Genomic DNA, 15,957 nt, shown 5'->3' on the forward strand with positions numbered 1-15,957 from the left:
TCACCGGGGGCAGCCTGTGGCGGGCCTCGGCGGGCCCTCGGGCGCGCTTCTTCCTGGGCCCGGTGCGCGCGGAGCTGGGCGCGGGCTACGGCTTCTCGCAGCTTCCCCACTTCAGTGACTCGACCGAGCCGGTGCTCCTCCGGGGCGTGCGGCATGCGGCGGTGGTGGGGGGCTCGGTGCGCTTTCCACTGATGCTGGGGCTGCGGCTGGAGGCGCGCGGTGAGCTGCCCGTCTCGCTGTCGGTGCGCGACGCCACGGGCGCCCGAGCGGAGGCGACGGGGTTCTCCGCGGGGGCCGCGCTGCGGGTGCCGATGCGGCGCGCGGAGCGCTGGACGGGCACGCTGGTGCTGGACTTCCAGCACGTGCAGGACACGGTGACGCTGGGGGATGGGACGCAGTCCCGGCAGCGGCTGCGGCGGATGGGCGCGGCGCTGGAGCTGGCGTGGCATGACGGTGCCCGGGTGGCGCGGCAGGTGCCCGCACCGGTGGTGGTGGTGCCCGGGAGCGTGCGGTTTCACGTGCTGGACGCGCGGACGGGCGCGCCGCTGCCCGGGGCGCGGGTGGTGGTGGAGGGCGAGGCGCACGTGGCGGACGCGCAAGGGCTCGTCGAGGTGGCGTCCCTGTCGCCCGGGCTGGTGTCCGCGCGGGTGACGGCGGAGGGGTACGCGTCCGCGGAGGCGACGGCCACGGTGGAGGAGGGCCTGCGCGCGGAGCTGGAGGTCCGGGCCGCGCCGCTGCCGCCGCCCACGGGCGCGCTGCGGGTGACGGTGGTGGATGCGCGGACGGGCGTGCCGCTGCCGGACATTCGCGTGTCGGTGGGCACGGCGCAGGTGCGCACGGACCTGACGGGGCAGGCGGTGGTGAGGGACCTGGCTCCAGGGCCCGTGGCTGTCGCGGTGGCGTCTTCGGGCTTCCGGTCCGCGGATGAAGCCGCGGTGGTCATCGCCGGGCAGGAGTCCACGCTGTCGGTGCCCCTGGCGACGGAGAAGAAGGGGACGCGGGCCACGCTGGTGGGACAGGTCCGCAGCGTGCGAGGGGGCAAGCCGTTGGCGGCGACCCTGCGCATCACGAAGGCCCGGGTGCGCGCGCGCACGGATTCGAAGGGGGCCTTCAATGTCCAGGTGCGAGGTGGCACCTACCGCATCACCCTCTCCGCGCGAGGGCATCTGTCCCAGACGAAGGTCATCACCCTGCGCGAGGGTGAGCGGACCATCCTGAATGTCGACCTCTTCCCGAGGGGGAAACGGTGAGTGCCCCGTGTCGTTGGTTCCTGGTCCTGCTGCTCCTCGTCGCGGGGTGTGATGATGACGCCGTGGCGCCGCCTCCGGGGCCCTCGGAGGTGGTTGATGCGGGCGCGGGCGAGGTGCTGGGACGCCTGGAGGGCTTGCGCGGCGACGTGCGCCTGGAGCGAGGTGGCAAGCAGGGGCCCGCCCAGGAAGGCCCCCTGTACGGAGGCGACGCGGTGGAGACGGCCTCGGGGGGCGCGGCCACGGTGCGTTTCCCGGATGGCCGCTCCGTGGAGGTGGGGCCGGATGCGCGCTTCGCGCTGGGCGCGGAATCGGGAGGCATCGTGCTCCAGGTGGAGCGCGGCATCCTGCTGTCGCGCGTGCCCGCGGGTGAGAAGCGCCCGGGCCAGGGCGCGAAGGTGGCGTTGACCATCCGCACGCCCTTCGGCCTCACGCGCGTGGGGGCGGATGAACCCAGTGAAGTGCGCGTGCAGGTGGCCGAGGACGCGGGCAGCGTGGAGGTGCGGCTGGGCGCCATCGAGTTCGTGGGCCGTGACGGCAAGACGCTGCGCGCATCCGAAGGCGAGACGGTGGAGGCGACGTCCGGCCGGACGGAGCTGGTGGCTCGCGGGGCGCGGGTCCTGGAGCTGGCGCCGATTCCGGTGACGGTGCGGCTGGGGACGGGGCGCGCGGAGGTGCGGGCCAAGGGGGCGTTGGCCTGGCGTCCGGTGGCGAAGCAGGGCGAGGTGCTGTCGCCGGGAGGCAGCGTGCGCACCCGGCGTGGAGGCTCCGCGGTGCTCGCGCTGGAGGGCTCGGCCACGGTGGCGTCCCTGGGCTCGGACGCGGAGCTGGTGCTGACGTCGGCGGAGCAGGGCGGCGCCACGGACGAGGCGCGCTTCGACTTGTTGAGGGGCTGGCTGAACCTGCAGCTCGCGCGGGGGCGCACCAGCCGGCTGGTGCTGCCAGGGCTGCGGGTGGAGGGCGGCGGCGAGGCGCGGCTGGCGGTGCGCCGCACGGCCGCGGGCTATCGGGTGGATGCCCTCACCGGAGAGGTGACGCTGGTGCGCGGAGACGCCCGGCAGGCGCTGCGAGCGGGTGAGCGCGCCACGGTGGATGCGTCCTCCGCGCAGGCGCCACGCGTGGAGCCGCTCGAGCCCGCGCCACTGGCCCTGGGCGTCGTCAACGGCGCGGAGGTGTTCCATCCAGGGCTGCGGGAGGTGGCCATCACCTGGGAAGGGGCGGGCGAGGCCACGGTGGAGGTCGCGGAGGACGCGGCCTTCACGCGGCCGGTGCTGTCGGGCACGGTGTACCGTCCCTTCATCAATGTGCCGGCGCCGGCGCGCGGCAGGCTCCACTGGCGGGTGCGCCGCGAGGATGGGACGCAGGTGTCGGGCAGCGCGTCGTTCGCGCCGGAGCGCGCGGTGCGCTCGCTGGCGCGGGTGCGCAACGTGGTGCCCGAGGGGCCGGAGAAGACGACCATCTTCTACCAGGACAAGCCCCCGGCGGTGACCTTCACCTATGCCGCGGAGAGCTCCGCGACGCGCTACCGTGTGGCGGTGTACCGCGCGGGGGCATTGGATACGCCGGTGGCCGAGCGCACCGTGACGGAGACTCGCGCCGCGCTGGACGCGGGCGCGCTGCGCGAGGGCAGCTACCTCTGGTCCGTCACGCCGCTTTCCGCCACGGGTGCACAGCTCAAGGGGGGACGGATGAACAAGCTGGAGCTGGTCTACGACAACTCGGTGCCGGTGCTCATGGTGTCCACACCGCGCAACGGACAGGCGGCGGGCGCGAGGGTGCGCGCGGCCGGTGTCGCGCCTGTGGACGCCCGCCTGTCCATCAATGGACGCCCGGTGGCGCTGGATGGCAAACACCGGTTCAACACCTGGGTGGCGCCGGTGGGCTCGCCGCCCGTATTGGTGTTTAAGATGACGCGTCCTGGTGCCCCGGCGGTCCATACGGTGCGCACCCTGAAACAGCGAGGGCCGTGAGGATGTCCCCCCCCCAGACGACCCTGCCTGTGCCGGACGCGGGCCTTGTTCCCCTGCTGCAGCCCTATGGCCCGTACGTGCTCGTGCGGAAGCTGGCCGAAGGCGGCATGGCGGAAATCTTCCTCGCCAAGCTGCTGGGCGCCGACGGCTTCGAGCGCAACGTCGTCATCAAGCGGATGCTGCCGCACCTGACGAACAACCCCGACTTCGTGGAGATGTTCCGGGACGAGGCGCGGCTGGCGGCGAAGCTGGCCCACCCCAACATCGTCCAGATTCAGGAGCTGGGCTTCGCCGAGGGCTGCTACTACATCTGCATGGAGTACCTCGCGGGCGAGGACTTCTCCACGACGCTGCGGCTGGCCGGGCGCAAGCGCCACTACGTGCCGCTCCCCGTGGTGCTGCGCGTCCTCATCGACGCGGCGCGCGGGCTGCACTTCGCGCACGAGTTCACCAACGAGGCCGGACAGCCGCTCAACGTCGTCCACCGCGACATCTCTCCGTCGAACCTGTACCTGACGTACCAGGGGCAGGTGAAGGTGCTGGACTTCGGCATCGCCAAGGCGGAGTCGCGGCTCGTCAACACGCGCACCGGCGTGGTGAAGGGCAAGTACATGTACATGGCGCCGGAGCAGGCGCGCGGCAAGGAGGTGGACCGCCGCGCGGACGTCTTCGCGCTGGGCGTGAGCCTGTACGAGGCGCTCACGCATGTGCGGCCCTTCTCCCGGGAGAACGACCTGGCGGTGCTCAACGCGCTGCTGCAGGGCGAGCTCAAGCCGCCGCGCGAGCTGCGGCCGGACCTGCCCGAGGAGCTGGAGGCCATCCTCCTCAAGGCCATGGCCTTCAAGCCGGAGGACCGCTACCCCACGGCGGAGGCGTTCGCGGACGCGCTGGAGACGTTCCTCTCGGAGCACCTCAGCGGCTCGGGCGCGATGCCGCTCGGCGCCTTCTTGAAGGGCCACTTCGGCGAGGAGCGCTTCACCGAGCGCTCGCGCATCCCCACGTTGGCCACGCTCACCGCGACGTACGGAAGCGCCGCGGAAGGGGCGCAGGCGCAGGGCGCGGAGCCGCAGGGGACGAATCTGTATGGCGTGCTTGCCCGGGACGGTGACGCCACGTCCGCGCAGCGGCCCGGCATGTCCATGCGGCCGTCTTCGCCGGGCGTGCCCGCCCATGGCGCGGCTTCCCGCGGGCCGGCGTCACCGGAGCCCGCCACCACGGCAGGAGGCCGACGCTGGCGCACGCTGGCGGTGGGATTGGCGGGCGGCTTGTTGCTGGCGGCGGCGGGCATCGTTGGATACCGGCAGTGGGTGACGACGCCTGCCTCGGTGTCGCTGGTCCCGGCGACGGCGCCCATCGTGGAGGCCGTGGCACCACCGGTGGAGGCCGCCGCTCAGGCCGGCTCGCCGACGGAGTCCGTGACGAATGGGGCGGGGGGCGCCGTGGCCGCGCCGGAGCAGGCGCCGCCGGAGCCGGTCGAAGCCGGGCTCGCGGGAGCTGCGACCGATGCCGCGCCGGAGGCGGATGAAGAGGTGGCGGACCCTGCCCCTGTGCGGTCGAAGAAGGCGTCGTCGCAGAAGCGGGTGACGCTGGGCATCGACGACGTGCAGCGTGTCGTCTCGCGGGGACGGGCGCGCATCACCACGTGCTTCGAGCGCTACAAGGCGGACCTGCCTTCGAGCCAGGGCGAGGTGCAGGTGCAGCTCACCATCGTCTCGTCGGGCAAGGTGCGGGCGGGGACGCGGGGACCGCTGGCTTCGTCGGGCGTGGGTCGCTGCCTGGAGGCCCAGGCGGAGCGCCTTCGCTTCCCGCCCCACCGGGACCAGGAGGTCACGGTGGTGATGCCCTTCTCGTGGCGGGTGACGCAGTAGCGGCGCGAGGTGGCTCGCGCCGCCACCGTGAGGGGCCTACAGGTCGCGGCGGGCGGAGAGTGCCTTGGCGAGCGTGGCCTGGTCGGCGAACTCCAGGTCGCCGCCCATGGGCAGGCCCTGGGCGATGCGGGTGACACGCAGGCCCATGGGCTTGAGCAGGCGGGTCAGGTAGAGCGCGGTGGCTTCGCCCTCGACGTCCGGGTTGGTGGCGAGGATGAGCTCCTCCACCCGGCTGTCGTTGAGGCGCTCCAGCAGCTCGCGGATGCGGAGCTGGTCGGGGCCCACGCCCTCCAGGGGAGACAGCACGCCGTGCAGGACGTGGTAGCGGCCCTTGAACTCACGGGTGCGCTCCAGCGCCATCAGGTCGGCGAACGTCTCCACCACGCACAGGACGCGCTCGTCGCGCCGCGTGTCCCGGCAGAAGTTGCAGGTCTCCGCGTCGGTGAGGGAGAAGCAGCGCACGCACAGGTGCACCTTCTCCTTCACCTCGTGGATGGCCTGCGACAGCTCCGCGGCGTACTCACCCGGCGCCCGCAGGATGTGGAACGCGAGGCGCTGCGCGGTCTTCTCGCCAATGCCCGGCAGCTTCGCCAACTGGGCGACGAGTCGATTCAGCGGATCGGGGGTCATCCGGTATCAGGTAACGCCGGGGATTTTGACGCCGCCGGAGATTTTCGCGAGCTCGCGCTGCATGTGCTGCCGGCTGCTCGCCAGGGCGGCGTTCACCGCGGCGGTGATGAGGTCCTCGAGCATCGACGTGTCGTTGGGGTCGATGGCTTCCTTGTCGATCTTGATGCTGCGGATCTCCTGGATGCCATTGGCGACGACGGTGACGCGGCCGTCACCGGCCTTGGCCTCCACGCTCTCATCCGCCAGCTGCTGCTTCCGCTCTTCAATCTTCTCCGTCAGCTTGTTCGCCTGCCGGATGAAGTAGTTCAGGTCGACGCCAGGCATATGCTTCCTCGGTGCTCGTGGGAGCGGGTGCCATGGACGTGGCCCCGCCCCGGCGTGGAATGGGGCGCCACCCTACCGTTGCGCGAGGCGGTTGTCAGGCGCTGTCGTCGGGAGTGTCGGCCGCTGGCACGGCCCCGGGGCGCTCGGGCTCGTAGACCTGGATGTGTTCGATTTCGCCCCCCAGGAACTTGAGCACCGCCCGGACGGCGGGGTGACCGCGGACCTTGCTGTCCGTGTTCTTCTCGTGGGTGGCGCGAGTCTGCGCGTCCTGCTCGGCCAGGCTGGGACCCAGCCGGGGGTCGTCCGGAGACGCATCCTGGACGGTGAGCTTCACCGGGCGGCCGAAGTGCTCGGCCAGGGCCTTGTCCACGGCGGCCTTGCCCGCGGTGGCGTTGACGGCCATGCGGTGGAAGCCGGCCACGGGCAGGAAGCCGAGGACGATTTCGCCATTCTTCATGGACAGCAGGCGCCCGTTGGAGAGCGCCGCGCCCTGCCGGGGATGGGAGGCCTTCACCGTCTCCACGGCGGCCCGCCAACGCTCGATGAGGGGCAGATTGGGGTTGTCCCGGGAGCGGGTGGGCGGCGGCGGCTCGGGCTCGGGCTCGTGGTGGATGACGGGCTCGGGCGCTGGCGCGGGAGGCGGAGGCGCGGCGGCGACTTCGGGGAGGCACTCACCGGAGGCACAGCCTTCAGGGGAGTTCTCCTCGGGGTAGTAGCGCGCGTCCTCTTCCTCCGCGTAGGGCGGCGATTCCGGCGGCGCGACGGGCTCGGGTCGGCGGATGTTGGTGACGCGGACCGACGGCGCGGGCTCGGTGGTGCGCGACAGCGGCGTGGCGCCCGCGGGAGGCACGGAGGGCAGGGACGTCGGGGCCGTGGGCGCCTGGGCCGAGCCACCGTTGCGGAGGAACGAGAGCGGGCGCGCGGCGGAAGGTGACAGTCCATCCAGCACCGGGCCGGTGGGGACTCCCTGAGTGGCCTGGTAGCCCTGCGGGGACGGTGCGGCGCCCCCACCGTTGCGGAGGAACGACAGGGGCCGGTCCGCTGACGGTGACAGGCCCTCCATGTGGGGCCCGGGCGGCGGCGGCTCGGCCGGGGGCATGGCTCCCGCGTGGCCCATGCGCGGCGGTTCTTCCTGGCGCACGGCCGCCATCGGCGCCGGTGGCTCGGCGACGCGCGCGGGCGTCAGTCCTTCAGGCGCACCCCTGGCTTCCCACGGACGTGGGGCCGGGGCCGCGGCCTGCATCACGGAGGCGTCGTGTCGTCCTTCAGGCGCGAAAGTTCGCGGGACTGGAGCGACCTCCCGGCGCTCCAGCGTTCGACTTCGCGGAACCTTCACCCATCCCCGCGGCGAGCTTGTCCACGCGGGCAAGCAGCTCGGGAATGGAACCCCCCGGCGACAACTGGATGGCCTTGAGCAGCGCCATCTCCAGGGCCAGCCGAGGCTGGGCCGCGCGCGACACGTCCCAGATGCAGCCGTGCACCACGTCGAAGAGGCGCGTGAGCTGCGCGGCCTCCGCGTCCTGGGCCAACGCCATCAGCGCCTTCTGCTCGGACTCGGCCAGCTCGTCGGGCGCCTTGCCCAGCGTCTTGGTGACGAAGAGGTGCCGCAGTTGGAAGGCCAGCTCCTCGGCCAGGCGCTTCAAGTCCAGGCCGCGGTTGAAGACTTCTTCCACGCGCTCCAGCACCCGCTTCGCGTCCTTGTGGACGAGCGCATCGGCGAAGTCCTGCACCAGCGTCCGGTCGATGGCGCCCAGCGCGTCGGCCACTTCCTCGTCGGAGGGGTTGGCGCCGCACGAGGCGAGCACCTGGTCCAGGAGGCTCAGCGCATCGCGCATGCCACCTTCGGACTGGCGTACGACCAGCGACAGCGAGCGGTCGGAGATACCAGCGCCCTCCGCCTTGCAGATTTCCTGGAGCCGCTGAAGCATCCGCGCCGCCGGAATCCGACGGAAGTTGTGGCGCTGGCACCGCGACAGGATGGTGTCCGGGAGCTTGTGCGCCTCGGTGGTCGCGAAGATGAACTTCACGTGCCCGGGCGGCTCCTCCAGCGTCTTGAGCAGCGCGTTGAACGCCGCTCCCGACAGCATGTGGACCTCGTCGATGATGTAGATTTTGTGCCGGTCCCGCTGGGGCAGGTACTTCGCGTTCTCGCGAATCTCGCGGACGTTCTCGACGCCGTTGTTGGAGGCACCGTCGATTTCCGCGACGTCCACGCTGGTGCCGGCGGCAATCTCCGTGCAGGCACGGCACTCGCCACAAGGCTGGGCGGTGGGGCCCTTCTCACAGTTGAGCGCCTTGGCGAGCAGGCGCGCGGCCGTCGTCTTGCCCACGCCACGAGGGCCACAGAACAGGTACGCGTGCGCGACCCGGTCCATCTTGATGGCGTTCGCGACCGTCCGGACGACGTGCTCCTGTCCGGTCATGTCGTCGAACTTCTGTGGGCGCCATTTCCGGGCGAGAACGAGGTAGCTCATGGGGGGCGTCATCTAAACACGGCGGCGTGAAGTATCCATGTCGTTGCCCTCCCACGAGGTGGGATTCCACTCCCCGTCAGGCTCGGACCTGGGGCGGGCAACCGAGCGCTTCACACCTTGCGTCCGGGAACGCGGGCGGGAAGAGTCGGCCGCGCCCGTGTCCGCCCCCCTCCTCGCCACGCCCACTGACGCCAACCCGACACCCGCGCCCACCTCGCTGGAGCCCGAGCTCACGCCGCCAGAGGCGCCGGCCCGGAACTGGATGCGCTGGCTTCTGGGGGCCGTGGCGCTGCTGCCTGGCCTCCTCGCGGTGGTGCAACTGGGCCGCATCCACCCGGATGAGGTGTACCAATCCCTGGAGCCCGCCTGGTGGCGCGTCCACGGCTACGGCGTCCTGGCGTGGGAGTGGCGTGAGGGCCTCCGCAACTGGGCCGTGCCCGGTGTCCTGGCCGGCTTCCTCAAGCTGGCGGACCTGCTGGGCATCACCCACCCGCGGGCCTACCGCGTCGTGGTGGCCCTTCCGCAGGTGGCCTTGCACGCCTGGAGTCTCTGGGCCGCGTACCGCTTCGCCCAGCGCCGAGCGGGGACCGCGGGTGGCCTGCTGTCGACGTTGCTCGTGGGGCTCTACGGCCCGGTGCTCGTCTTCGCGGGGCGCACCCTGGCCGAGTCCATCTCCGCCTCGCTGCTCATCGTCGCCGTGGAGGCGCTGGACCGCAGCGCGCGGCTCGCGAGGGCGGGGCTCGTGGGCGGCCTGGCCCTGGGGCTGGCGGTGGTGGCCCGTTACCCGTCGTCCATCTTCGTCCTGGCGGCGCTGGTGTGGCTGGCGGCGGCGCGGCAGTGGCGACTGCTCGCCTTCACCTGCGCGGGCGGAGTGGGCGTGGCGGTAGCGCTCGGCGCGCTGGACTGGGTGACGTGGGGCTCGCCGTTCCACTCCTTCTTCGCCTATGTCCGCTTCAACGTCTTCTCTGGGAAGGCCGCGGCCCAGTTCGGCGCTGACGCCCCGAGCTTCTACGTGAAGCCGCTGTTCACCGCGGTGCCCCTCTGGGCCTGGGCCGCCGTGCCCGTGGGAATCGCCGCGCTTCGCCGACGCCGCGCCGTGTCCCTGCCGCTGTGGTGCGCCGCCGTGTACACCGGCGTGCTCCTGGCCACCGCGCACAAGGAGGAGCGCTTCCTCTATCCCGGCCTGGTGCTGGGGGTGCTGGCCGCGGCGCCACCCGTGGCGGCGGGCCTTGTCCAGCTTGCCCGGCCAACGGGGCGGTGGGCCCTGGCGGGACTCGCGCTGGTCGCCAGCCTGGGGGCAGCGGCCTTCTTCCCCTCCGGAGACCTGCGGGCGGACCAGCTCCGGGCGATTGTCGCCGCCACCCGGGGCAACGCGCGGGGGCTGCTCATCGTCAACGAGGGGCTGTGGGGCTCGGGCGGCTTCTTCTACCTGGGGAAGCGGATTCCCTGGCTCACCTGTGACTGGCCCCACGACGGCGCATTCCAGCGCGCGCTACGGGACAAGACGTTCAACCGCGCCGTCACCTTCGAGGACCGCGCGCTCGACGAGCTCCAGGCCGGCGGCTTCCACATCGTCCGGAAGGTGGGCCGCGAGACGATTCTCTCCCGCGAGTAGGGGAGGGGAGCGGCCAGCCCGCAAAGGCGAAGAGCCGGTGCCCTTTGACAGGACACCGGCTCTTCAAAAAGACGGCCGGGACACACGCGGAAGTACGCTACCGTTGCTTCCTTCCGGACCTGGCGGGGTTCGCGCCCCCACGTTGTCCCGACCATAAAGTATGTAACCACGTACTGCGGAAACAACAACGGAGAGGGTGGGATTCGAACCCACGATACCCTTTCAGATATACACGCGTTCCAGGCGTGCGCCTTCAACCGCTCGGCCACCTCTCCAAAAATCTGGAGCGGAGAGCGTAGGATTCGAACCTACGATACCGTTACCGGTATGCCTGATTTCGAGTCAGGTGCCTTCGACCACTCGGCCAGCTCTCCAGTATTCAATTGTCACGTTTCTTCGCGCGCAAGCGCCCGAAGAACGTCTTCAAAAGCAGGCGGCTCTCGTCCGCCAGGATACCACTCGTGACTTGGAGCCGGTGATTGTGTCGAGGCTCTTCGACCAGGTTGTACAGCGAACCCACCGCACCGGCCTTCGGATCGAATGCACCGAAGACGAGTCGTGTCACGCGAGACTGCACCAGACCTCCGGCGCACATGGCACATGGCTCAAGCGTCACATACAGGGTGACCCCCGAGAGCCGCCAGGCACCGATTCTCCGGGCTGCGGCATCCATTGCCAACATTTCCGCGTGAGCGAGCGGATTGCGGTCCACTTCGCGGCGATTGAAACCAGTGCCAACGACTTCACCGTCCAGCACTGCCACCGCACCTACGGGGACCTCTCCGAGTTCCGCTGCTTCCCGCGCGAGCGATAACGCCTGCTGCATGAAAGCTTCGTCACTCATGGAGAACTGCTCGAAAGAAGTGGCGCTCCCTGGAGGATTCGAACCTCCGGCCTTCGGATTCGTAGTCCGACGCTCTATCCAGCTGAGCTAAGGGAGCATTTCTTCCGGCGCTGCTACAACAACAAGTGGCGGAGAGAGAGGGATTCGAACCCTCGATACCCTTTCGAGTATGCAGGTTTAGCAAACCTGTGCCTTCAGCCTCTCGGCCATCTCTCCAACTCTTCTCTGTCAAAGAGCCAACAAACTCAAGAACAAAAACTCGGAGGCGGTAGGATTCGAACCTACGGAGGGCTTTCACCCTCTGCGGTTTTCAAGACCGCTGCCTTCAACCGCTCGGCCACGCCTCCATACCACCGGGGCCGACTTGGCACCCCCCGGACCGACGTCCGTGGGGCCGCCCTTCTACCTGATTCTTCGCGCGTTGCAAGCCGGATTCAGACTCAAATCGGTTTCAGCTCCTTCAAACCGCCCATGTACGGCACCAACGCCTCCGGAATGGCCACGCTTCCGTCCTCGCGCTGGTAGTTCTCCAGGATGGCGATGGTCGTCCGGCCGACCGCCAGGCCGCTGCCGTTGAGCGTGTGGGCGAGCTGGGGCTTGTCCCCCTTCTGGGCCCGGTAGCGAATCTTCGCCCGGCGGGCCTGGAAGTCGCCGCAGTCGGAGCAGGACGAAATCTCCCGGTAGCTGTCCTGGCCGGGGAGCCAGACCTCGATGTCGTACGTCTTCCGGGCGCTGAAGCCCATGTCTCCGGTGCACAGGAGCATGACGCGGTGGTGGAGGCCCAGGCGGCGGAGGATGTCGCAGGCGTCGTCCGTCATGGCCTCGAGCTCGTCCAGGCTCTTCTCCTGGTGGGCGAACTTCACCAGCTCCACCTTGTGGAACTGGTGCTGGCGGATGAGGCCGCGGGTGTCCCTGCCGGCGGCGCCCGCCTCGGCCCGGAAGCTGGGGCTGAAGGCGCAGTAGCGGATGGGCAGGGACTCGCCCTCCAGGATTTCGTCCGCGTGGTAGTTGGTGACGGGCACTTCCGCGGTGGGAATGAGGAAGCGCTCCGGCTCGCCCATCGTCTTGAAGACGTCGTCCTCGAACTTGGGGAGCTGACCGGTGCCCATCATCGTCTCGCGCAGCACCAGGTAGGGCGGGAGCAGCTCCGTGTAGCCCTTGCTGGTGTGCACGTCGATCATGAAGGTGACGAGCGCCCGCTCCAGCCGGGCCAGCGCGCCCTTGTAGAAGGTGAAGCGGCTGCCGGACACCTTGGCGGCGCGCTCGAAGTCGAGCATGCCCAGCTTCTCCCCCAGCTCGAAGTGCTGCTTGGGGGCGAAGAGCAGGTCGGGCTTGTTTCCCCAGACGGCCACCTGGACGTTGTCCTCGGCGCCGCCGCCCTGGGGGACGGACTCATGGGGCACGTTGGGGATGAGCAGGAGGATGCGGTTGAGCTCCTCCTCCACATCCTTGAGGCGCGCTTCCTTCTCCTTGATTTCCTGGGAGACGGCGCGGAGGTCGCCGCGGAGCGCGTCCAGCGCCTTCGGGTCCTCCTTCGCCTTGCGCTTCATCTCCTCGTTGGCGGCGTTGCGGCGCGCGGCCAGCGACTCCACGGAGACATACAGCTCGCGGCGCTCGGCGAAGAGCCGCTGGAAGGGGCCCAAATCCAGGTTGCCGCCCCGCGTCTTGAGCCGGGCGACCACCGCATCGAAGTTCTGCGCAACGTTCCGGAGGTCCAGCATGGAGCACGCCTTGTAGTCACCCCGGGTGAGGCCAGCAAGGTTCCTCACGCCTGGGGTGCTCAAGGCCGGACGCCGCGCCCCCTCCGCCCTGACTCCGGGGGAGGGGAGGACCCCTCAGTTCTGCAGGTCGTAGATTTCGTCCTCGATGTCCTTCTTGTCCGTCGCGTCCGGCTTGCGGGAGAGGTAGTCCTTGAAGGCCTGCACGGCCTCCCGGCGCTTGTTGCGCTCCTTATAGGCGAAGCCCAGGTAGTAGTAGGCCATGGGGTTCTCCGAATCGAGGCTGGTGGCCTTGCGGTACCAGTCGATGGCCTTGGCGTGCTGGGCCTGCTCGGTGAAGGCGCGGGCCACCTTGTAATAGACGTAGGTGAGCTTGGGGTCCGCCTTCAGGGCCGACTGGTACCGCTTGATGGCGTCGTTCCAGCGCGCGGCGGCGAAGTACGCATCCCCAATGGAGCCCAGCACCCGCGTGCGGCGGGGGTCGGCCTTGAGGCTGGCCTCGAACGAGGTGATGGCCTCGTCGAACTGGCTGCCCTCCAGCAGGGCGTGACCGAGCGCCTCGTGGGCATCCGCGTGGGCGCCATCCAGCTCCACCGTCTTGCGCCACGCGCTCATGGCGTCCGGCAGGTTCTTCGCGTCCCGCAGGATGACGCCGTAGGCGTAGTGGTAGTCGGGGCGGTTGGGGGCCCGCTCCACGGCCTTGCGCATGTTGTCCAGGGCCTGGGTGAACTCCAGCCGCTTCGCCTTCACCAGCGCCAGGTAGTAGAACGCCTCGTGGTTGGAGGGCTCGTTGCTCAGCGCGAGGCCCAGGTTGCTCTCCGCGCCCGGCAAGTCGCCTCGCTCCAGCAGCACGGCGCCCAGCGTAATCGGGATGGTGGTGGAGCGCGGGTCCTCCGTCTTGGCCTTCTCCAGCTCCGCCACGGCCTCTTCCAGCTGGCCCAGGCGCCACAGCACGAGCCCGCGCTGCAGCCGGCCGTCCTTCAGCAGGTGCGGGTCCAGCTCCAGGGCGCGGTTGGCCTCCGCCTTCGCCGTCTCCAGGTCGTCCGTCAGCAGGGCCACGCGGGACAGGCCCAGGTGGGCGTCCGCCAGGATGGGGTCGAGCTTCACGGAGCGCTCGAACTCCTGCTGGGCCAGCAGCGTGTTGTTCTCCGCCAGGGCCAGCTCGCCGAGGCCCGCGCGCACGCCCGCGTTCTCCGGTGCCTTCTTCGCCGCCTCCTCGAGCTGGGGCCGCGCCTCCGCGTTGCGGCGCTGGGCCAGGTAGAAGCGGCCCAGGTAGAGGCGGGCCTCCACCAGGTTGTCGTCCGCGGCGATGGCGCGCTTGTAGTGGCCCTCCGCGTCGGAGAGGTTGTCGAGCGCGTCCTCGATGCGTCCGTAGAGGTAGGCGATGCGCGCCTCGTTGGGGAACACGCCGTTGGCCTTCTTCACGGCCTCCAGCGCGTCCTGCATCTTTCCGGTCATCACCAGCGCGGTGATGTGGCCATCCGCGAACTCCAGGTTGTTGGGCTCCTCGGTCGCCAGCGCCTTGTAGATGGGCAGGGCGCCCTCGAAGTTGCGCTGGGCGCGCAGCACGCGCGCCAGCTGGCCACGGAGGAAGGTGGACTTCGCGTCCATCTCCAGGGCGGCCTTCAGCTCGGCCTCGGCCTCCTTCGGCTGGTGCTGCTGGAACATCGCCACGCCCTTGAGGCCGCGGGCACGGGCGATCTCCGCGGGGCCCAGGGCGGACTGGACGTCCGCGGCCAGCGCCCGCTCAACGGCCTCCGTGCCCTTCGCCACGTCCTTGCGGACCAGCAGCTCCACCGCGGCCAGCTCCACCGCGGAGGCCACGTGCTTGGGGTCCGCCTCCAGGGCCGCGGCATAGGCGGCGGCGGCTTCGTCGGCGCGGTCGGCGGCCTGGTGCAGGTTTCCCACGGCGTGATGGGCCTTGGCGGACTTGGGGTTCTTCGCCAGCACCTTGTTCAGCGTGTCCAGGGCGCGCTTCTCGTCGCGCTTCTGCGAGTAGGCCTCGGCCAGCAGGAAGGCCAGCTCCAGGTCGCCCTGGGTGTCCTCGCGGCCGTAGGCGCCGCTCAGGGTGGGGATGACCGAGTCCGCCTGCCGGGAGGTGAGCGCGATCGCCGCGGACGCCTTGATGACGTCCACGTCCTTCTCACCCAGGAACTCGATGTCCTCCAGGTCCTGCCGGCAGCGGCTCATCTCGTTCGGATTGCCCGCGGCGTAGCGGCGCTGGAGGTAGTAGACGGACTGGCACCACAGCGAGCGCACCTCCGGGTACTCCTTCTGCTGGAGCACCTTGGCGCTGAGCTCGCGGGCCTGCTTGTAGCTGTCGAAGGTGTCCGTGAGCAGCGCCTGCTTCGCGTCCGCCACCTGCTTCGCCTCGGCCGAGCCGTCTGAGACGCGGGCGGGGAAGAGGGCGCGGCGGCCGAAGGCGCCGTAGCGCGTGCCGAACTCCGTGCCCGCGCCGATGCCCGCCACCACCACGGCGACGCCCGCGGCAATCATCAGCGGGACGCGCTTCTTCCACTTCTCGGTGTTGCCGCTGCGGTCCACCACGGAGACCGCGGCCATGCGGCCTTCATAGAGCTGCTCCAGCCGCTTCATGTTGGCCTGCGGGCTGGCGCCGTCCACGCGGGGCGCGTCGATGACGGCGGTGGCGGGCGCCGCGGTGGGTGTCACCAGCTTGGCGGGGCCTTCCATCAGCCGCTGGATGGCGGCGGCGAAGATGGGCATCGTGCCGATGGCGGACCAGGTCTCCGAGTCCAGCGACACGTCCTCGTTCCCGAGGAGCTGCCCGTCCTCGAGCATCTTGACGATGACGCCCTCGTCGAACGGGCCGAACACCTTGCCCGAGCGCCGACGGACGTGGAAGCGGCGCACCTTGGCGCCCGCCTGGGCACCGCCGTCCTTGCCCGCCGCGTCGTCGATGAAGGACAGCATCTCCAGGCCGTCCGCGGGGCCCGCGTTGGGCGGCGGCGGCAGCGGGTCGGAGAGGTCCGCCTCCAGGTCGTCATCCGGCCGGGCGGTGGGGTCGAACTCGAGCGAGTCCGGGATGCCGGGCGACGGAGGCGCGCCGAAGTCCACGTCCCCGAAGTCCACGCCCGGGTTGACGGCGACGGCGGGCGCGGGGGCCGGAGGCTCCGCGAAGTCGATGGCGAAGGGATCCGCACCAGGCGCTGGCGCGGCGCCGAAATCGGCGGCGAACGGATCCGCCGAGGGGGCGGGGGCCGGTGGGGCGCTGAAGTCGGCGGCGAACGGATCCGCACCGGGCGCGGG

The 15,957-nt window shown here is 70.5% G+C and carries 11 protein-coding genes, 5 tRNA genes and 1 other RNA gene; 4 read left to right on the forward strand and 13 right to left on the reverse strand.

What is annotated here, in order from left to right; all coding sequences use genetic code 11:
- The 3 genes from G4D87_RS18150 to G4D87_RS18160 form a co-directional block, all read left to right on the forward strand.
- Window positions 1-1,250 (forward strand): MSCRAMM family protein (locus G4D87_RS18150; RefSeq protein WP_163783328.1); only part of this gene is annotated, 1,250 nt, incomplete at its 5' end.
- Window positions 1,247-3,217, forward strand: coding sequence for a FecR domain-containing protein (locus G4D87_RS18155; RefSeq protein WP_163783329.1), 1,971 nt, complete (start codon window positions 1,247-1,249; stop codon window positions 3,215-3,217). The genes G4D87_RS18150 and G4D87_RS18155, both read left to right, overlap by 4 nt.
- 2 nt (window positions 3,218-3,219) lie before the next feature.
- Entirely contained in the window at window positions 3,220-5,085 is a 1,866-nt protein-coding gene (locus G4D87_RS18160) for a protein kinase domain-containing protein (RefSeq protein ID WP_163783330.1), read from the forward strand.
- A 36-nt stretch (window positions 5,086-5,121) separates the two neighbouring features.
- Here G4D87_RS18160 and recR read toward each other — a convergent pair whose 3' ends face one another.
- The 4 genes from recR to dnaX form a co-directional block, all read right to left on the reverse strand.
- On the reverse strand, window positions 5,122-5,715 hold the full coding sequence (gene recR, locus G4D87_RS18165) for a recombination mediator RecR (RefSeq protein WP_163783331.1): 594 nt from the start codon (window positions 5,713-5,715) through the stop codon (window positions 5,122-5,124).
- Window positions 5,716-5,721: 6 nt separating this feature from the next.
- Entirely contained in the window at window positions 5,722-6,039 is a 318-nt protein-coding gene (locus G4D87_RS18170; RefSeq protein ID WP_163783332.1) for a YbaB/EbfC family nucleoid-associated protein, read from the reverse strand.
- A gap of 94 nt (window positions 6,040-6,133) precedes the next feature.
- Complete coding sequence (locus tag G4D87_RS18175; protein WP_371928556.1) at window positions 6,134-7,180, reverse strand: DNA polymerase III subunit gamma/tau; 1,047 nt, start codon at window positions 7,178-7,180, stop codon at window positions 6,134-6,136.
- 124 nt (window positions 7,181-7,304) lie between these two features.
- Window positions 7,305-8,513 carry a DNA polymerase III subunit gamma/tau gene (gene dnaX / locus G4D87_RS18180; RefSeq protein ID WP_140789064.1) on the reverse strand — a complete coding sequence of 403 codons (1,209 nt, stop codon included), beginning with the start codon at window positions 8,511-8,513 and terminating at the stop codon, window positions 7,305-7,307.
- A 157-nt stretch (window positions 8,514-8,670) separates the two neighbouring features.
- On the opposite strand from dnaX, the gene G4D87_RS18185 reads away from it, so the two are divergent.
- A complete protein-coding gene (locus G4D87_RS18185; RefSeq protein WP_371928557.1) occupies window positions 8,671-10,128 on the forward strand; it encodes a glycosyltransferase family protein in 1,458 nt (485 codons plus the stop codon).
- Window positions 10,129-10,193: 65 nt separating this feature from the next.
- Here G4D87_RS18185 and ffs read toward each other — a convergent pair.
- The 9 genes from ffs to G4D87_RS18230 form a co-directional block, all read right to left on the reverse strand.
- Window positions 10,194-10,286, reverse strand: an RNA gene (gene ffs, locus G4D87_RS18190) — signal recognition particle sRNA small type.
- Window positions 10,287-10,316: 30 nt separating this feature from the next.
- A tRNA-Ser gene (locus tag G4D87_RS18195) sits at window positions 10,317-10,403 on the reverse strand.
- A gap of 12 nt (window positions 10,404-10,415) precedes the next feature.
- Window positions 10,416-10,502 (reverse strand) — tRNA-Ser (locus tag G4D87_RS18200).
- Window positions 10,503-10,507: 5 nt separating this feature from the next.
- Entirely contained in the window at window positions 10,508-10,972 is a 465-nt protein-coding gene (gene tadA / locus G4D87_RS18205) for a tRNA adenosine(34) deaminase TadA (protein ID WP_163783333.1), read from the reverse strand.
- A 20-nt stretch (window positions 10,973-10,992) separates the two neighbouring features.
- Window positions 10,993-11,069 (reverse strand) — tRNA-Arg (locus G4D87_RS18210).
- Window positions 11,070-11,098: 29 nt separating this feature from the next.
- Window positions 11,099-11,188: transfer RNA gene (locus G4D87_RS18215), tRNA-Ser, on the reverse strand.
- A 44-nt stretch (window positions 11,189-11,232) separates the two neighbouring features.
- Window positions 11,233-11,319 (reverse strand) — tRNA-Ser (locus G4D87_RS18220).
- Window positions 11,320-11,412: 93 nt separating this feature from the next.
- Window positions 11,413-12,693, reverse strand: a complete 1,281-nt coding sequence (gene serS / locus G4D87_RS18225) for a serine--tRNA ligase (RefSeq protein ID WP_163783337.1) — start codon at window positions 12,691-12,693, stop codon at window positions 11,413-11,415.
- 114 nt (window positions 12,694-12,807) lie between these two features.
- On the reverse strand, window positions 12,808-15,957 hold a 3,150-nt coding region (locus G4D87_RS18230; protein WP_163783334.1), incomplete at its 5' end, for a tetratricopeptide repeat protein.

It is taken from the genome of Myxococcus vastator (assembly GCF_010894475.1).
Lineage (GTDB): Bacteria > Myxococcota > Myxococcia > Myxococcales > Myxococcaceae > Myxococcus > Myxococcus vastator.

Coding starts and splice junctions, on each gene's coding strand:
- dnaX (WP_140789064.1), bottom strand. CDS start 8,513: ATGAGCTACCTCGTTCTCGCCCGGAAATGGCGCCCACAGAAGTTCGAC.
- recR (WP_163783331.1), bottom strand. CDS start 5,715: ATGACCCCCGATCCGCTGAATCGACTCGTCGCCCAGTTGGCGAAGCTG.
- G4D87_RS18170 (WP_163783332.1), bottom strand. CDS start 6,039: ATGCCTGGCGTCGACCTGAACTACTTCATCCGGCAGGCGAACAAGCTG.
- G4D87_RS18160 (WP_163783330.1), top strand. CDS start 3,220: ATGTCCCCCCCCCAGACGACCCTGCCTGTGCCGGACGCGGGCCTTGTT.
- serS (WP_163783337.1), bottom strand. CDS start 12,693: ATGCTGGACCTCCGGAACGTTGCGCAGAACTTCGATGCGGTGGTCGCC.
- tadA (WP_163783333.1), bottom strand. CDS start 10,972: ATGAGTGACGAAGCTTTCATGCAGCAGGCGTTATCGCTCGCGCGGGAA.